14 protein-coding genes are annotated in these 16,515 nt (G+C 67.8%); 6 read left to right on the top strand and 8 right to left on the bottom strand.

Going from position 1 to position 16,515, the window contains the following annotated elements:
- Both A5711_RS11925 and A5711_RS11920 read left to right on the top strand, forming a co-directional pair.
- Positions 1-968 (top strand): cytochrome P450 (locus tag A5711_RS11925; RefSeq protein WP_067946661.1); only part of this gene is annotated, 968 nt, incomplete at its 5' end.
- A gap of 103 nt (positions 969-1,071) precedes the next feature.
- Entirely contained in the window at positions 1,072-2,418 is a 1,347-nt protein-coding gene (locus tag A5711_RS11920; RefSeq protein WP_067946659.1) for a hypothetical protein, read from the top strand.
- Positions 2,419-2,423: 5 nt separating this feature from the next.
- Here A5711_RS11920 and A5711_RS11915 read toward each other — a convergent pair whose 3' ends face one another.
- The gene (locus A5711_RS11915; protein ID WP_067946656.1) at positions 2,424-3,350 is read right to left on the bottom strand and encodes an alpha/beta hydrolase; all 927 of its coding nucleotides are present in this window, start codon (positions 3,348-3,350) and stop codon (positions 2,424-2,426) included.
- Between the two features lie 117 nt (positions 3,351-3,467).
- Here A5711_RS11915 and A5711_RS11910 point away from each other — a divergent pair, with 117 nt between their 5' ends.
- Complete coding sequence (locus tag A5711_RS11910; RefSeq protein WP_067946655.1) at positions 3,468-4,178, top strand: 2-thiouracil desulfurase family protein; 711 nt, start codon at positions 3,468-3,470, stop codon at positions 4,176-4,178.
- Positions 4,179-4,615: 437 nt separating this feature from the next.
- Here A5711_RS11910 and A5711_RS11905 read toward each other — a convergent pair whose 3' ends face one another.
- The gene (locus A5711_RS11905; protein ID WP_067946652.1) at positions 4,616-4,837 is read right to left on the bottom strand and encodes a hypothetical protein; all 222 of its coding nucleotides are present in this window, start codon (positions 4,835-4,837) and stop codon (positions 4,616-4,618) included.
- 143 nt (positions 4,838-4,980) lie between these two features.
- Between A5711_RS11905 and A5711_RS11900 the strand changes: the two genes are divergently transcribed.
- Positions 4,981-5,976: a cation diffusion facilitator family transporter gene (locus tag A5711_RS11900; RefSeq protein ID WP_067946663.1), complete on the top strand. Its 996-nt coding sequence runs from the start codon at positions 4,981-4,983 to the stop codon at positions 5,974-5,976.
- Positions 5,977-5,981: 5 nt separating this feature from the next.
- Here the strand turns inward: A5711_RS11900 and A5711_RS11895 are convergent, their stop codons facing one another.
- From A5711_RS11895 to A5711_RS11870, 6 genes are all read right to left on the bottom strand, one after another.
- The gene (locus A5711_RS11895; protein ID WP_067946651.1) at positions 5,982-7,277 is read right to left on the bottom strand and encodes an NRAMP family divalent metal transporter; all 1,296 of its coding nucleotides are present in this window, start codon (positions 7,275-7,277) and stop codon (positions 5,982-5,984) included.
- Positions 7,278-7,407: 130 nt separating this feature from the next.
- Positions 7,408-8,484: a PDR/VanB family oxidoreductase gene (locus A5711_RS11890; protein WP_067946649.1), complete on the bottom strand. Its 1,077-nt coding sequence runs from the start codon at positions 8,482-8,484 to the stop codon at positions 7,408-7,410.
- A gap of 10 nt (positions 8,485-8,494) precedes the next feature.
- On the bottom strand, positions 8,495-9,400 hold the full coding sequence (locus A5711_RS11885; RefSeq protein WP_067946646.1) for an alpha/beta fold hydrolase: 906 nt from the start codon (positions 9,398-9,400) through the stop codon (positions 8,495-8,497).
- A gap of 18 nt (positions 9,401-9,418) precedes the next feature.
- The gene (locus A5711_RS11880) at positions 9,419-10,327 is read right to left on the bottom strand and encodes a metal-dependent hydrolase (protein ID WP_067946644.1); all 909 of its coding nucleotides are present in this window, start codon (positions 10,325-10,327) and stop codon (positions 9,419-9,421) included.
- Positions 10,328-10,344: 17 nt separating this feature from the next.
- Entirely contained in the window at positions 10,345-13,596 is a 3,252-nt protein-coding gene (locus tag A5711_RS11875; RefSeq protein WP_067946642.1) for a thioester reductase domain-containing protein, read from the bottom strand.
- Between the two features lie 457 nt (positions 13,597-14,053).
- On the bottom strand, positions 14,054-15,040 hold the full coding sequence (locus A5711_RS11870; RefSeq protein ID WP_067946640.1) for a diacylglycerol kinase family protein: 987 nt from the start codon (positions 15,038-15,040) through the stop codon (positions 14,054-14,056).
- Positions 15,041-15,131: 91 nt separating this feature from the next.
- On the opposite strand from A5711_RS11870, the gene A5711_RS11865 reads away from it, so the two are divergent.
- Together A5711_RS11865 and A5711_RS11860 are read left to right on the top strand one after the other, a co-directional pair.
- On the top strand, positions 15,132-16,001 hold the full coding sequence (locus A5711_RS11865; protein WP_067946638.1) for an oxidoreductase: 870 nt from the start codon (positions 15,132-15,134) through the stop codon (positions 15,999-16,001).
- A 46-nt stretch (positions 16,002-16,047) separates the two neighbouring features.
- On the top strand, positions 16,048-16,515 hold a 468-nt coding region (locus A5711_RS11860), incomplete at its 3' end, for a DMT family transporter (RefSeq protein ID WP_231987467.1).

The following is a 16,515-nucleotide window of genomic DNA, read 5'->3' as shown; positions in this document are numbered from 1 at the left end:
GCCTGCTGTGCCTGGAAGGCGACGCGCACCACCGGCTGCGCAGCCTGACGTCCAAGGCGTTCACTCCCCGCGCGACCCTGCGGCTGCACGACACCATGGTCGCGGTGATGAACGAGCTGGTGGATGCGGTCATCGACGCGGGCCGCTGCGACGTCGTCACCGACCTCGCGCGCCCCTACCCCGTCCCGATCATCTGCGCATTGCTCGGCGCTCCGCGCGAGGACTGGCAACAGTTCTCGGCGTGGGCGGACGACGTCTTCAAGGCCTTCAGCTTCAGCGTCGACCTGCGGGCCGTCGAGCCCGTCGTCATGAACGCGTGGCACCAGCTCGACGCCTACGTCGACGACATGGTCGCGCGGCGACGGCACAGCCTGACCGATGACCTGCTCTCCGACCTGATTCGCGCCGAGGACCCCACTTTTTCGGGCGACCGGCTGAACACCGCCGAACTGCGGATGCTCGCGGGCGGCCTCCTGCTGGCGGGGACCGACACCACCCGCAACCAGGTGGCCGCCTCGGTGCACGTCCTCTGCGAGCACCCGGAGCAATGGGGCCTGCTCAAGGATCACCCCGAACTGGCGATGCGCGCGGTCGAGGAGACCATGCGCCACTCGCCGATCGCGTGCGGGACCCTTCGCCTGGTGGTCGAGGACGCCGAGCTGGACGGCTACCTCTTTCCCGCCGGCACGATGGTCCTGGTGAACACCGCCGCGGCCAACCGCGACCCGGCGGTGTACGACGAGCCCGACCGGGTCGACATCACGCGCGAGGGGGCGCCGCCCATCCTGACCTTCGGCGGCGGCGTGCACTACTGCCTGGGGGCCAATCTGGCCCGCCGGGAGATCGCCGAGGCGCTCAACGTCATCGCAGGCCGCCTGCTCAACCCCCGCACCGCGGGGCCGGTGCCATGGAAACCGATGGTGAGCCTCAGCGGGCCGAAAAGCCTGCCCATCGAGTTCGACCGGTAGCCGGTCCCTCGCCTGGTGTGACGAAGACCCCCTGACATAAGTCGCGGTTAGTCCCGGCCCGCCTTACGCTCGTTGGTTACACGAACTTAACGGGGGTTTTCCGATGCGGGCGTTCACTGGGCAAACTGTGCCCAAAGTCGGGCTTGCCCTCGTCGCGGCGGTCACCTGTTTGGCCGTCGCGTCCTGTGCGGAAACCGCGTCCCCGCCCGCGGCGACCCCGACCACCTCGACTTCTTCGAAAACCGCCACCAGCGCCGCCCCAGCACCGGCCGCGATAACCGGTCCGCTGGAGAAGGATTGGAAAAGCTACGGCGGTACGGCGTACTTCGGTTGCCCGGACAAACTTTCGGCGGGCAAAACCGCGCTCGAGGACATCCGCCCGAAAATCTTCGATCCGAAAACCGGTCAATACATCGCGCCGGCCGTTCCGGCGGTCGCCGCGGGCGAGAACCTCACCGGCGCCATCTGCGCGCTGACGGGCACAGCGGACGACATGAGGGTCGTCTACATCGTCACGACCATCAAACCCGCCCAGGCGCAACAACCCGCAGTCACCAAGGCGACCGCCTATGCCTACGACTTCAAGGCGGGTCAACCGTTGGCGACCAAAGAACTGCAGCCGCCCACCCCGGACCTCAAGTTCACCGCGGCGAAGGACTGGGGGCTCGCCTCCACCGCGACGGGAGTGGCGTGGACCAACGCCTTCACCGACGGGCACGGCGCCACGTCACCGCCCCGGACCGTGATCCTCTCCGGCGCCGACCTGTCGACGCCGTGGAGCGACCCACAATCAGGCCGTGCGTGGCAGGACGTCCTCGCCTTTCAACGCAACACCGACCCGGCCAAGACGTCGGGCGCCGAGCTGCGCCGGCCCAGCGGAGAGGCGATCTATCAGGACAACGACATCCGGAGTGTGGACGCCGAATTGACGGATGGCCCAAACAAACTGGTGCAGATCACGCATTGGGACTCCTACAATCCCCCGGCGCTGTCGACGATGTTCTATGACCTGAACGCCAAGGCCGTCATCAAGGTCGGCGACTCCGACCGCATTCCCGGTGGCGGGCTGTCCGCGACGCTGTCCGACGGGAAATTGTTTGTCGACGGACATGATTCGGACAATTCCCCATTCGGCTTCGGGGTGTGGAACCTACGCGGCCAACAGTGGGATTACCTGAAGACGCGGGACGACGCGAAGAAGATGTCGATTGCCAAGGTGGCGTTCTTTGAAGACCACCTCTACATCACCAACACCGGCAACACGTTCGCCGTTCTCGCCCTGCCCGCCACCGAGCCGATTGCGACCACTTGGTCCGTTCGGCCCTTCACGCGAATATCGGGCTGGACGCTGGTATGCCGCGGCGAGAATGCCGCGGCTCTCAACGGGGACTGCAAAGACATCGTGATGGTGCAAGACCAGGACGGCCGCTTCCCGGGCCCCTGGTCCTGAACTCGTCAGGGACCCAGGTGGCGGCGCAGAAACTCCGACTGCACCGAGCTGATCGCCTCGAAGAGCGCGCCCGTGTAGACGTCAAAGTGACCCACCGGATAGCGGTGCAGTTCAACGTTATTCATTCCCGACGCGATGCGCACCGCGAACCTGGGTGACGCTTGCAGGTCGTGGTCACCCACGCACATCAGGACGGGCATGCGCAGCCTTTCCGCGGTCCCTTTGCGATACCGCGGCAACGCGAACAACATGCGGGGCGCCAGCGCATTGCGCCAGCCCACGGCTTCGCCGCCCAGCGCCTCGAACGCTGCCTTCGCCTCGGGTTCGGTGAACACCGCGGTCTCGCCGGGATCGGCGACCACCGGAACCAGATACGGCTCCCGGCCCCACTTCGCGCCAACCACATCGCGCACCGCTGCGACGGTGAATTGCAGCGTCCGCCACGTGACGTCCCAACTGAGACGCTCGCGCAGCCCGCGGCCACGGTGCCAGCCGTCGATCAGCGGAACCTGCGTCACCACCGCGGCGATGTCCGGATCGGTGGCGGCGACCGCCAGCACATGGCCGCCGCTGAGCGACGTTCCCCACAAGGCAATTCGACGCGGATCGATGTCGTCACGGCCGCGTGCGTACCGCACCGCCGCCCGGTAGTCGTCCTGTTGTTCGGCGACGTTGATGACTTGCCGGGGCTCGCCGCCGCTGGCTCCGAAATGCCGATAGTCGAACGCCAGCACCGCCAGGCCCGCCGCGGTGAACTTCTCCGCGTACGCGGGCAGACCCAGTCGCTTGGTGGCGCTGCCGCCGTGTCCCATCACCACACAGGGGAGCCTGTCGGCCACCGTCGCGGGCCGGTAGAGATCGGCCGCGCAGCGCACCCCACCGGACTCGAAGAGCACTTCCTGGAGCATCGGCACACTGGTTCCACTCTGCATCGGTACGACCTGGCCCCAATCTGCCCCGCGGCGCGCCGCCCAACCAGAACCAAGAGGACCACCCTTCGGTGACCTTGGCCCCTACTGAACGGTCACGCGGATGTCGATGCTCTCGGTATGCGTGGCAGGCAACCGCAGCTGCTGCTCGACCGACTGCACGACGAACGCGGCCGGCGGGTTGTGCTGGTCTCGCACTGCCTGCTGAACGAGAACACGCGTTACGCCGGCGGCGCCACCCGGCCCGGTGCCGTGTCGGAGGTGGTCGAGGAGCTGATGAACGCGGGGTACGCGATTCATCAGCTGCCGTGCCCGGAGCGGCTGGCCTGGGGCGGGGTATTGAAGCCCCACAGCCTGCACCTGTACCACTCCAAGGGCGGATGGCTGTATCCGCTGCGCGGCCCATTGCTGCGCGTATTCGTGCTGTGGACCCGCCTCGTCTATCGCCGCTTGGCGCGGCAGGTCGCCCGCGACGTTGCCGACTACCAGGGTTCCGGGATCACGGTGGCCGGGATCGTCGGGATCGGCGCGTCGCCGTCGTGCGGGGTGACCACGACCCTGGATATGCGCGCCTCGCTGGAGGTGGTGGCGGCCTGCCCGGCCGCCGCCTTGACCCGCGATGTGATGAACGAGCGGGCCGTTCTCGGGTGCCGCCGCAAGGGCAAGGGCTTGTTCGTCGCCGCGCTGGATCGACAGTTGCGCCGTCGGGGGTTAAGAGTTCCGGCGTTCGAACACGACCTCGCGGCGGAGCTGCGCGGTTCGCGGCAGACACCGCTCGCCGTGGGCGCGGTCCGGACCCTGGGGAACGAGAGCGACATCGCAAGCCACTGACCTGCTTTCGATCTGAGTTGCGTACCTGCAACGACGAGGCAGCAACGGTCGCGTTGACTTGGGTACCCTACGGGGGTATGGTTGCGACATGAACGCGGCGCCGCCTTGCTGCTGCGAACCGACTGAGTCCACCCGCGGTCGCGGCGCTAGTTGCATACCTGGCGACAGGCCGTAAGTGACCTATTCCCAGGTGATTACGAAACTCCTCGGCAGTATTGCAATCGCCCTCGGCGCCGGTGTTTGGCTAGCTCCACCCGCCAGCACCGACCCGAATGTGTTCGGTAGCCTGAGCTGTCGTTGCCAGCCGCCAGCGGGAACCGGTTCCGACGTACCCGCTCAGATTGCCCGGGGACTCCACGACGGCCTCTTTAGGACCCGCGAGTTCGGACAGAGATGAGTTGCGCCCGAACTTATTCGGGCGATGACGCGTCGGGCCGCTAGAAGAGGTGCGGGGTGCTTCGGTGATGCCGGTGGTCGTAGTGCACGACCGCCGCGACCACGCCCGCCCCGAGACCTACGCAGGAGAGCAACGCGGCGGCCGCCACCATCGCCCAGCCCGGATGGCCGGAGCCGGCCGCGAAGAGGGCCATCGGCAGGGCAGCGAATGCGAGCAGTGCGGACATCAGCCCGGTCCAGGCGGCGAATCTATTGAGCATCATGATTGAGCCTCCTTAGCCGTCAATCACGATCATCGTCCTCGTCGTGACTTTCCGGCAAGGTTGCCGATTACCCGGAAGTTCGCGGAGGCTGGTAGGTTGCCCTATTATCTGCGTATGCATGCAGGTAAGCGGCCAGCGTGGCGATGACCGCGGAGAGCGGCCACCACCACCATGGGCATGGGCACGACCACGCCCATGGACTCCGCGGCCTCGTGGCCCAGTTTTTCGTCCCGCATAGCCACGACGCCGCCGACAGCGTCGACACCGCCCTGGAATCCAGTGCCGTCGGCATCCGGGCGGTCAAGATCGGCCTCATCGGCCTGGCCGCGACCGCCGCCATGCAGGTGGTCATCGCCGTCGTGTCGGGGTCGATCGCCCTGGCCGCCGACACCATTCACAACTTCTCGGACGCACTGACCGCGATCCCGCTCTGGATCGCATTTTCCCTGGGCCGTCGCGCGGCAACCCGCCGATACACCTACGGCTACGGGCGCGCCGAGGACATCGCGGGCTTGTTCGTCATCGGCATGATCGCCCTGTCGGCGATCATCGCCGGCTACGAGGCCGTCCTGCGGCTCATCCACCCCGTCGCCGTCGAGCACGTGAGCTGGGTCGCGGCGGCCGGCGTCGTGGGCTTCCTCGGTAACGAGGGCGTCGCGAGCTACCGGATCCGGGTCGGCCGCCGGATCGGCTCGGCCGCCCTGGTCGCCGACGGCCTACACGCGCGAACCGACGGATTCACCTCGCTGGCAGTGCTTTTCGGAGCGGTCGGTGTCGCTCTGGGCTACCCGGTTGCCGACCCGGTCGTCGGCATGATCATCACGGTGGCGATCGCGGCAGTGTTGTACCGGGCCGTGCGCGACATCTTCCGCCGGCTCATGGATGCGGTGGACCCCAGGCTCGTCGACACCGCCGAGGCATGCCTCGCCGCTCGGCCGGGTGTCCGCAGCGTGCGCAGCATCCGGATGCGCTGGATAGGTCACCAGCTGCACGCCGATGCGGAACTCGACATCGATCCCAACACCAGCCTCGAGGACGCCCACCGCATCGCTCATGACGCCGAACACGAGCTGACTCACGCGGTGCCGAAGCTCAACAGCGCGCTCGTGCACGCCTACCCGGCGCACCGCGACGAGTAGACGGCTCAGATCAAGCCGAGCGCCTGCGGAACCATGTACAGCCCGAAGCCCATGACAACGAGGCACAGAAACCAGGTGATGTATTTGTGCGGCCCGCGCATGCGCCACCGCTCGGGCAGCGCCTTGGCCTCAAGTGCCAGCAGCAATCCCAGCACGATCGGTAGCAGCAGGGCGTTCATCACTTCGACGTCGACGGCCAGGTTGACCAGGTCGACGCTGGCCAGGACGAGCACCGCGCCGACGATGTGGGCGAGCGCGTAGGTGATGTAGAACTTGGCCGTCTCGCGGTTGGGCCGCTCGTTGAGCGTGTGCCGCCACCCGAAGACCTCCGCGAGCCCCCACGCCCCGGCGAGCGAGGCGACGATCGCGGCGACCAGCGCCGCGCCGAGCATGCCCAGCCCGAAGAGGACCGTCCCGCCGGTGCGGCCGAGGTACGGGGTGAGCGAATTGGCGACCTCGCCGACGGTGTTCAGCGACCCCCCGCCGTCGTGCGCCCCTACCGTCGAGGCCATGGTGACGACCACCGCGATCATGATCAGTTGGGTGAGCACCGCGCCGGTGGCCGTGTCGTAGCGGGCCTGCCGAATCGTGTTCTCCGACAGATGCTTATCGACCACCGCGCCCTGCTGGTAGAAGACCATCCACGGCATGATGACCGCGCCGACGTTGGCCGCGACGAGCAGCAGATACGACGAGTTGCCCAGCGGCATCGAGGACATGCCGTCCAGCAGCGCATCGAGCCGCGGCCGCGCCAACACCATGGCGACCAGGAACGCCAGCTCGGCCGCGCCGACGATCAGGCCGATGCGTTCGACGCGCCGGTAGCTGCCGGTGAACGCCAACGCCAGCAGCGCGGCCGTCGCGACCGGGATGCTGACCCACCGCGAGACGCCGAATAGTTCCCCCACCCCGGCGACGCCGGCGAACTCCGTGAGCAACGCCCCGATCGCCGAGGCGAACAGCGTGAAGGCCGACAGCCACGCCCAGCCGCGGCCGAATCGCTCCCGGATCAGCGCGCCATGCCCGCGCTTGGTGACGATGCCGAGCCGCACCGTCATCTCCTGGACGCAGTAGAGGATCGGCATCAATATCAGCTGCGGCAGCACCATCCGGTAGCCCCACTGGGCGCCGGACTGCGACGCGGTGATCAACGACCCCGCATCGGTGTCCGCCAACATCACCACCAGGCCGGGGCCCCAGACCGCGAGCAGGCCCCACCGCAGCCATCGGCCGCGGGCTCGCAGCGACACCGACGGCTGACCGTCGAATTCTTCCGCCACTGGCGTGGTGGTATCGGTCACCCTTGCCCCATTCCTTCACTGCGTTGACGCGGCCCGACTGCCGATGATAACTAAGGCTCACCTAACCGCTGCAGTTTTGCTGCAGAGAGCCATTCAGATTTGAGATTTGCCCTCTCCGACCGCGGGTGGATCAGGCGTCGATCACGAGGCGATCGCCCTTGGCCCGGGAGACGCAGACCAGCATGTCGCCGTCGCCTTCCACGGTGCGGCCGCGGCGATCGACCTGCCCCGCGAGCACCTTCACCTTGCAGGTGCCGCAGAAGCCTTGCTGGCACGAGTAGGCGGTGCTCGGGTCGTCGTCGAGCATGACGTCGAGCGCCGACCGGTTTGCGGGGACCGCGAGCACGCGCCCCGAGCGGGCGAGTTCCAGCTCGAACGGGACACCGTCGATGACGGGCGGCGGGCCGAACCGTTCGTAGTGTAGGGGCGCGTTCGCGTGCTGGTCGCGCTCCGTGCGCACCGCTTCGAGCATGGCGGTCGGCCCGCACACGTACACGGCCGTCGTCGGCCCGGCCCCGGCGAGTAAATCCCCGGCGGTCGGGATGCGGCCGCGCTCGTCGTCGGCCCACACCGTGACCCGGTCGGGCGCGATCGCCACGAGCTCGTCGAGCAGCGGCATGTACTCCCGGCTGCGCCCGGCATACACCGCGCGCCAGTCGATTCCGCGATGTTGGGCGAGCCGGATCATGGGGAGGATGGGTGTCACGCCGATGCCGCCGATCACGAACAACACCTCGCGCTCATCGGTGACGAGATAGAACGCGTTGCGGGGGCCCTCGAAATCGAGCGTGGCGCCCACGTCGAAGGCGTCGTGCATCTCGATCGAGCCACCGCCGCCGTCGGCGATCCGGCGCACCGCGATGCGGTAGTCGGTGCGCCGGCCGGGCGGACCGCACAGCGAGTACTGGCGGCGGCGGCCCGAAGCCAGCCGGACATCGATGTGCGCGCCGGGAGTCCAGGACGGCAGCAGTCCGCCTTGCGCGTCGGCGAGCGTCAACGCGACCACGTCGGGCGTGAGGACTTCGCGCTTGGTGACCACCGCGGTGTTGGTACGCGGCACCGGTATGACCCGCGACGGGTCCCACCGCGACGCGGATGCCAACCCACCGAAGAGGGTGCCGACTCCCCACAACGCCGTGTAGAGCCGATCGCGCTTGCGGCGACCGTACAGGTCGGCCGGTCTGCTACTCCAAATCGCATGTGCCACCGCGAATTCCCTATGCCTGTCGAATGTCGATGACCTGGTTGACCCATTCGGCCGTGAGCCGGGCGATGACCTCGGGATGGGAGGACACCACCCAGTGCCCGCCCTCGATCGGGATCACCCTGCCGTGCGCCGGTATCGAGCCGGTGAACCGCTGCAGGGGCGGGGACACGAAGAAGTCCTTGCGCGCCACCAGCACCTGCACCGGGACGGTCGTCTCCGGCAGCTGCTTTCCCGGCGCCAGGAACGGCGCCGGCATGTTGGCGCGGTACAGGTTGAGCCCGTTGACGTAGTCGCGGATCGACCGGGTGGGCGCCGCGCGCTGCCGGCGGGTGCCGCGTGGGCGGCCGATCAGTTCGACCGCCGCGAAGACCGCCACGGTCGCCTGGGACCAGATCGCCAGCTCGGGCACCACCGGACACAGGAAAAACCAGATGTACGTCGACGCCAGCGCCTGCTTGAGCACATCGAAGACGCCGCGGGGGGTGCGCGCGGACCGCAGGAACTTGCCCGCGTAGTTCAGGTGCGGGCCCGAAATCGACGTGAATGAGGCGACTTGGCGCATCACCGCATCATCGGTGACCGCCGACCACGCCTGGATGGAACCCCAGTCGTGGGCCACCAGGTGCACCCGCTCGACGCCGAGGCTGTCGATCACCGCGCCGATATCGGAAACCAGTTGGGGCAGGCGGTATCCCGAGCGCCTGGCCGGCCTGGACGATGCACCGACGCCGCGCACGTCGAAGGCCACGAAGTTGTAGCGCCCGCCGAGCTGTTCAGCGACTCCGTCCCACACGTGGTGGTTATCCGGGTAGCCGTGAATCGCCAGGATGGTCGGGCGCCCGCGGTCGATCTCCGAGTGGGCGTGGACCGCAAGGGACACGCCGTCGGAGGCGATTACGTTGCTGCACTGGGTCATTCGCGCTAACCCCGGAGCTCAGTGCGCCGCGCGGGCGGCTGGTGACCGGGCCAGGTAGTCCACCGCGCGCCCGACTCCGCCGAGTTTGGAGGGGTGGAAACTCGGCGTGTAATAGGCGCCGATGACCCGCAGGAACTGGAAGGGGCCGGGCACCAGGCCACGCCGTGCCGCGCTGAAGTAGTCGCGCCAGCGCGGTTTGGTGCCCGGCGGCAGGTACGGGTCGACCGAGTACATGAACCGCACGCCGCGAATGAACAACCACAGCAGCGCGGGCGTCACCAGCAGCTGGGTGCGCACCTGCCGCCAGTAGCCGGCGCGCAGGTGTTTCATCGTGTCGAACGCCACCGCCTTGTGCTCGACCTCCTCCGCTCCGTGCCAGCGCAGCAGGTCCAGCATCACCGGGTCGGTGCCGAGCGCGTCGTGTTGCGGGGTGTCGAGGATCCATTCGCCCAGGATGGCGGTGTAGTGCTCGAGGGCCGCCACCATCGACACCCGCTCGAGCAGCCAGCTCTGGCGCCGCCGCCGGCCCCATCCGGGCCGGTCCCCGATGAGTTGGGAGAACAGCCAGCGCATCTGGTCGGTGAACGGCGTGACGTCGACGCCGTTGGCCGCGAAATGGTCCAGCACCCCCGAATGCGCCTGGGAATGCATGGCCTCCTGGCTGATGAAACCCTGCACGTCCAGCCGCAGCTGGTCGTCTTTGATCATCGGCAACGTGTTCTTGAACGCGTCGACGATGAACTCCTCGCCCGCGGGCAGCAGCAGGTGCAGCACGTTGCAGAAGTGCGTGGTGAAGGGCTCGTTGGGCACGTAGTAGAACGGCAGCTTCGCCCAGTCGAAGTCGACGTCGCGCGCCTGCAGGACGATCCGCTCATGGTCGAGCGACGCGTCATGCGGACCCGTCGCCTGATCGTCGACGGTGAACATAGAAGACCCCCTTACGGCTAAGCGCTGCGTTGCGCCTCGGCCTCAGCCTCGGTGATCAGGCGCTCACTGCGCAAGAACCGGACGAGATTCTCGACCGTGTCCGCCAGCGCCGGCTCACGCAGGCGGACCGCGGCCAGCGCGCGCGCACTCTGGTATTGGCTGTTGCCGTAGCGCTTGTCCCGCATCGCCGCGATCTTGTCCGCCGAGCGGGTGAGGAAATCGACCAGCGGGTAGATGGGATCCCGCGGCGTGCAGCGCCGGTTCATCTCGGCGACGAACGACGGGATGTCGTGGTAGTCGAAGCGGTAGCCGTAGCGCTCGGTAAGGACCCGGGTGATGTCGGTCATGTTGTAGTAATCGTCCGCGGTCATATTAAAAACGTTGCCGCACACCGAGCCGGCCTCGGCCGGCACGTCCATAAGCGCGACGATGTGGTCGGCGATCAGGTCCGCCGGCAGCAGGCTGAGCTGGTTGAGCGCGTTGGCGGCGACGCCGTGCTCGATCATGAACGCCATGGTGCGCACCAGGATGTCGTCCTGGCTGCCGAACCCCGCACTGGTCGGTGAGATCAACGAAGGCCGGAAGATGCGCACGTCGAGCCCCTGCCGCTGGGCGGCGAAGGCCAGCTGCTCGGCGACCCACTTGGTCTGCGAGTAGCCGAAGTCCAGGGCGTTCATCTCCAGGTTCGCGTCGGACTCCCCGACCACCGGCTTGACGCTCCACCCGTAGATGAAGGTGCTGGAGACCAGGTGGAAGGTTTTGCGGTGCGCCGTCATGGCCAGCCGCAACAGCTCGTGCGTCCCGATCACGTTGGCGGGCCGCAGGGCGTCGTAGGTCCTGACGTAGTTGACCAGGGCGCCGTTGTGGACGATGGCGTCGATGCTCTCGGCCAGCCTCTGGAACCCCGGCTCACCGATACCCAGCTGCGGCGCGGCGAGGTCACCGCAGACCACGCGCACCCGCTTGCGGACCTCGGCTTCCAGGGCCGGCGTCCACAGCCGCGCCTTGCGCAGCGACGCGACGATCCGGTCCAGGCCGTGCGCCTCGTCGGTCGCGCGAACCAGCGCGTGGACGGTGAACGACGTCCGGCCGAGCAGGCTGCTGACCAGGAACGGCCCCAGGAACCCGGTCGCGCCCGTCAGCAGGATGTCGCTGGGCGCGCCCGAGCGCGCCGGCGGCAGCGCCGGCAGCGGAAGTTGTGCGTCGGCACGCATCCGCGACATCTCGTAGGCCTCGTACTCGGCCGAAATCTGTTCCAGTGCCCGTCGCAGCGCGTCCAGCGGCTGCCCGGACCCTTCACCGAACTGCCGCATGAGGCGGAAGAACTCGGCCACCGTCAGTCGCTGCAGCAGGCGCGTGTTGACCTCCTCGGCCAGCTCCCCCGCGCCGTGCTCTTCCAGCAGGGCCTGCAGGTCGGCGCGCAGTTCGGCGAGCGCCAGCGAGTCGATGCCGAGGTCCGCGAAGGAGCAGTCCTCGTCACCGGTCAGGTCGTAGCTCTCGATCAGGTTGCGGAACCGGTCCAGCGGCCCGGGGTTCACCTCGGCCCGGTCATGGGGCTGGTGCGTGTAGGTCGACAGGACGGGCAGCTTGCCGTCCAGCCAGAGCTGGCGCGTCGACGAGCGCCTGATCTTGCCCGACGTGGTCTTGGGGATGCTGTGCGGCGGCACGAACGCAATGGTGTGCGGGTCGATGTGGCCGTGCCGCCGGACGGCCCGCGCCAGGGCCTTGCCGTCGGGGAGCGCGTGCTCTCCGCGGACCTCGGCCACCACGGTCAGCACTTCCTGCTCGTCGTGCTCCACCGAGAAGGCGGCGACGCAGCCGCCGCGGACCTCCGGGGCCGACCGCTCCACGATGCCCTCGATGTCGGAGGGGTAGCAGTTGACGCCGCGCACGATGATCAGGTCCTTGCTTCGGCCGCAGACGAACAGCTCGCCCTCGTAGAGGAAGCCGAGATCGCCGGTCCGCAGGTAGGTGTGCTCGGTGTCGCCGGGGATGCGGGCCGCGAAGGCCTCCGCGCTCAGCTCCGGGCGGTTCCAGTAGCCGCCGCCCTTGGACGGCCCGTCCAGCCAGACCTCGCCGACCCGGCCCTCGCCGAGGGCCTGCGCGGATTCCGGATCGACGATGCGCACGACGTTGCCGTCGATGGGCTTGCCGCAGCTCACCACCGGAGCCTGGTTGCTGTTCTCTGGCTGGGCCTTTTCGACCCGCGCGAGGTTGTTCTCCAGCGCGCGCTTGTTCAGCGCCAGCGTCTGGCGCCCGCGAAGCGAGACGATCAGGGTGTTCTCGGCCATGCCGTACGCACCCGTGAGCGCGTTGGGCTCCAGGCCGTAGGGGGCGAAACGCTGCCGGAATCGGGTAAAGGTGCTGGCGCGCAGCGGTTCCGCGCCGACGACGATGCTCTCCAGGCTGCTCAGGTCGATCCCGGCGAGCTCAGACGTGGGCAGCTTGTCCTCGCGCAGGCACAACTCGAGGGCGAAGTTGGGCACCGGCGTGTGGGTGGCGCGCACGTCACTGATGAGCCGCAGCCAGGCCGACGGCCGCTTCAGGAAGTCAAGTGGGGACATCGCGTGTGTCGTCCCGCCGACCAGCAGGATGAACAGGTACGCGGAGATCAGGCCCATGTCGTGGTGTTGCGGGAGCCAGCTGACCAGCACCTCGCCGCCCGTAAAGGCCGAGGCGTTGGCGATGACGTTGGCGTGGCTGACCACCACACCCTTGGGGTCGCTGGTGGAGCCGGACGTGTACTGCAGGAAGAGCACCGGTCCAGGCGTGTCGGGAACGGGAGTGCCGCCGAAGTCCTGCGTGCCGTCGGTTCCGTACCAGGGCAGTTCCGGGGGCCGCTGGGCGTCCGGCCAGGGTGACCCCTCGTCGAGGTGGTTGAGGAGCAGGCGGTAGTCGTACTCGAACTGCTTGGTCGACAGCACCGCCTTGGCCTGGCAGTCGCGCGCGATGAAGCTCAGTTTGGCCAGCCCCGACTCGAACGACATCGGCAGCGGGGGGCTGACCGGCACGGCGACCACCCCAAGGCGGGCGCACGCATAGAACGCCGCGACCATCTCCAGACCCGGCGGGTAGACCAACAGCGCGCGATCTCCGGGGCGCAGCCCGGCCTCCGCCGACAGGTACGCGGCCAACTCACGCGTCCGCTCGGCGAAACTCTGGTAGGTGTAGTGCTCCTGCTCGCGACCTTCGTCGTCGACGAACCGGAAGAGGGTCTTGTCCGGAGTCAGCGCTTCCCGCATGTGCAGGTGATCAATGAGCGTCTCCATCGCAGGAGCCACCCCCTTCCGGGTCACTATGGGCGATAAGAACTTTGGGATCAATCGATAAAGCCCAATGTAGCGCCGCTAATGGATGCCAGGCAAAGCGGGCGGAGGCTTTTCCAGCGCTGCACATTACTTTCACAGGAAAGGCTTATCTCGGATCGCGCATTGCGCGGAAGCCAGGTCCGCAACTACGGACTTCAGTATGTCAGTTGCCAGCCTAACCAGTGGGTTTGGTTACTCTAGCGCTCAGCATGCGCGCGAATACTGAGATACGGATTTGCGTTAGTCCTGAATTCTCGCCTTCGAATGTGTGCGCAATTCCGCCGACATTTCGTATCGCCATCGCAAAGGGCACATCCGCACCCAAACGATTTGAAATCCTCGGCTTCCGGATGGCGCAGGCAAGTGATTTCCGCCACGGTCCGGGGTCTCTGCGGTGCGGATCTACTGAGATGCGGAGTCAGCCGGTCTGGGCGACGCGGATGAGCGGCCCGGCGCGGGCCACCAGCCGAGTGATACCGACGAACCGTTCGCCGTCGATGATCGGGGAGAGCGGCTCGCCGTCGGCCTCGATGACCATTTCGCGGCCATTGACGTCGCGCACCCCGCGACCCCTGAGCGTGCCGTTGGTGAGCGCAGCGGGTAGCTGCACAACGATTCGCGAGGGCCGCACCTCGCCGGCCTGAAAGTGCAACGCGCCGGGCTTCTCGGCCTTCGGGAAGAGCCGGAACGGCCCGCCGATGCGCAGGTCGATGGCGCCGGCGTGCAGCACGCGGTGCATTCGCGTCGGAACCTCCACGCCGTCGATGACGACCCGGGCGCGCGTCGGGGCGAACAGCACGGACGCGTAATTGGAGTTCTGTGAACGGCCGACTTTGGTACCGAGGTAGTCGCGGAACGAGCGACCGATCACCCGGACGACTTCCCCGCGACCATGGTCGGGCTTGCCGTAATACATGTCGTAGAACCGGTTCCCGACGCCCCCGGCGGCCAGCCCGAAGCACAGACGATGGAACGCGGCGCCGTCGGCGGTCTCACCGTCGAGTCGCAGGGTGTCAAGGCGCATCTCGGGCGGGGGCCGATCCGCCTCGGCGGCGGCCGCCAGCGATCGGATGATGGCATCGGGCCGGCCGCGGACGCGCGCCTTGCGGGCGACGGCGTTGACACTGCCGCCGTTGGTGGGGACGAAGGTCGGCCAGCGCTCGGGGTCGCTCTCGCAACGCTCGATCTCGTTGATCAGCCAGTGCAGCGCGCCGTCGCCGCCGTCGCCGATGAGGTGAGTCACCCGGGGATGCAGCCGGTCCAGGGTCTTGCCGAGGTCCTCGATCGAGGCGGTTTCGTGCACCTCGCCCCGCGGGCCGACGATGCGGCGTAACTCCGCGACGCGGTTGCCCCGCCCACGACGATTCCTGCGCGCGAGCGGATTGACGATGACCCCTAGATACATCCGGGACGTCCAGGTGAGGTTCCGCTGGCCATCCCACGCACGATACCTGCGGCCGGACGGCGATTGAGATCACGTAGTTAGGGTGGGCTGCATGCCTGGTTGGACCGCAGCAGACCTGCCTTCGTTCGCCGGACGCACCGTCGTGATCACGGGGGCCAACGCCGGCCTGGGCGAGGTCACGGCGCGTGAATTGGCGCGGGCCGGGGCCCGCGTCATCCTGGCCGTGCGCAACACGGAGAAGGGCAAGTCCGCCGCCGAGCGGATGGCCGGCGACGTCGAGGTGCGCCAGCTCGATCTGCAGGACCTGGGCTCGGTGCGGCGCTTCGCAGACGAAATGGCCACGCTGGACGTGCTGGTCAACAACGCCGGCATCATGGCCACCAACTATGCGGTGACCGCCGACGGTTTCGAAGGCCAGATCGGCACCAACCACCTCGGCCACTTCGCGTTGACCAACCTGCTGCTGCCCAAGCTGACCGACCGGGTGGTGACGGTGTCCTCGCTGATGCACCACTTCGGTTACATCAGCCTCAAAGACCTGAACTGGAAGTCCCGCCCGTATTCGGCGTGGCTGGCGTACAGCCAGTCCAAGCTCGCCAATCTGCTGTTCACCAGCGAACTGCAGCGGCGTCTGGACACCGCCGGTTCTTCGCTGCGCGCGCTGGCCGCCCACCCCGGCTGGTCGCACACGAACCTGCAAGGCAACTCCGGCCGAAAGCTGGGCGACGCAGCGGTGTTGGCCGTCGACCGGATTGTGTCCACCGACGCCGACTTCGGCGCCCGCCAGACGCTGTACGCGGTGTCGCAGGACCTGCCGGGCGACACCTTCGTCGGCCCGCGTTTCGGTCTGTACGGCCGCACCCAGCCGACTTGGCGTAACTGGCCGGCCAAACGGGCCGGCACCGCGCTGGCGCTGTGGGACCTGTCCGAAGAGCTCACCGGTACCGCGTTCCCGCTCTGAACCGCGCTCGGCGGGCGGTTTGCCGGGGCCCGACTAGATTAGTGGCATGTCGAGGGCTGATTTGGCGGCGATTCTCGCCCTGTGCGCCGCGCTGGCGTCCGCGATCGGCAACGTGGTCCGTCAGCGATCCGCCCAGGAGGTCACCGACAAACCCGTTGGCCACCTGGCGCTCTTCGGCATGTTGTTGCGCGACACGCGGTGGTGGATGGGCGGTCTCGGCGACATCGCCAGCTACATCTTGCTGGCTGCGGCCCTGGACAAGGGCTCGGTGCTGTTGGTGATGTCGCTGCAGGTGACAGCGCTGCTGTTCGCCCTGCCGATTTACGCGCGGATGAGCCGCCACCCCGTCACCCGCGCGGAGTGGGTGTGGGCAGTGTTACTGACCGCGGCTTTGGTGGTCGTGATCGCGGTCGGCGATCCGACCGGCGGCCAGCAACGCGCGGCCACCGGACGGTCCGACCAGATCCGGGCGCCCAGCAACCCCAGGAGCAGCGGCGGACCCATTGCGATGGCG

This window comes from Mycobacterium sp. E2238, from assembly GCF_001672665.1.
Classification (GTDB): Bacteria; Actinomycetota; Actinomycetes; order Mycobacteriales; family Mycobacteriaceae; genus Mycobacterium.
Note: the sequence above shows the minus strand (reverse complement) of the source record. Positions and strands in the feature narration are given on the sequence as shown.

Coding starts and splice junctions, on each gene's coding strand:
- A5711_RS11870 (WP_067946640.1), bottom strand. CDS start 15,040: ATGTATCTAGGGGTCATCGTCAATCCGCTCGCGCGCAGGAATCGTCGT.
- A5711_RS11885 (WP_067946646.1), bottom strand. CDS start 9,400: ATGACCCAGTGCAGCAACGTAATCGCCTCCGACGGCGTGTCCCTTGCG.
- A5711_RS11865 (WP_067946638.1), top strand. CDS start 15,132: ATGCCTGGTTGGACCGCAGCAGACCTGCCTTCGTTCGCCGGACGCACC.
- A5711_RS11900 (WP_067946663.1), top strand. CDS start 4,981: ATGACCGCGGAGAGCGGCCACCACCACCATGGGCATGGGCACGACCAC.
- A5711_RS11875 (WP_067946642.1), bottom strand. CDS start 13,596: ATGGAGACGCTCATTGATCACCTGCACATGCGGGAAGCGCTGACTCCG.
- A5711_RS11920 (WP_067946659.1), top strand. CDS start 1,072: ATGCGGGCGTTCACTGGGCAAACTGTGCCCAAAGTCGGGCTTGCCCTC.
- A5711_RS11880 (WP_067946644.1), bottom strand. CDS start 10,327: ATGTTCACCGTCGACGATCAGGCGACGGGTCCGCATGACGCGTCGCTC.
- A5711_RS11915 (WP_067946656.1), bottom strand. CDS start 3,350: ATGCAGAGTGGAACCAGTGTGCCGATGCTCCAGGAAGTGCTCTTCGAG.
- A5711_RS11905 (WP_067946652.1), bottom strand. CDS start 4,837: ATGATGCTCAATAGATTCGCCGCCTGGACCGGGCTGATGTCCGCACTG.
- A5711_RS11910 (WP_067946655.1), top strand. CDS start 3,468: ATGCGTGGCAGGCAACCGCAGCTGCTGCTCGACCGACTGCACGACGAA.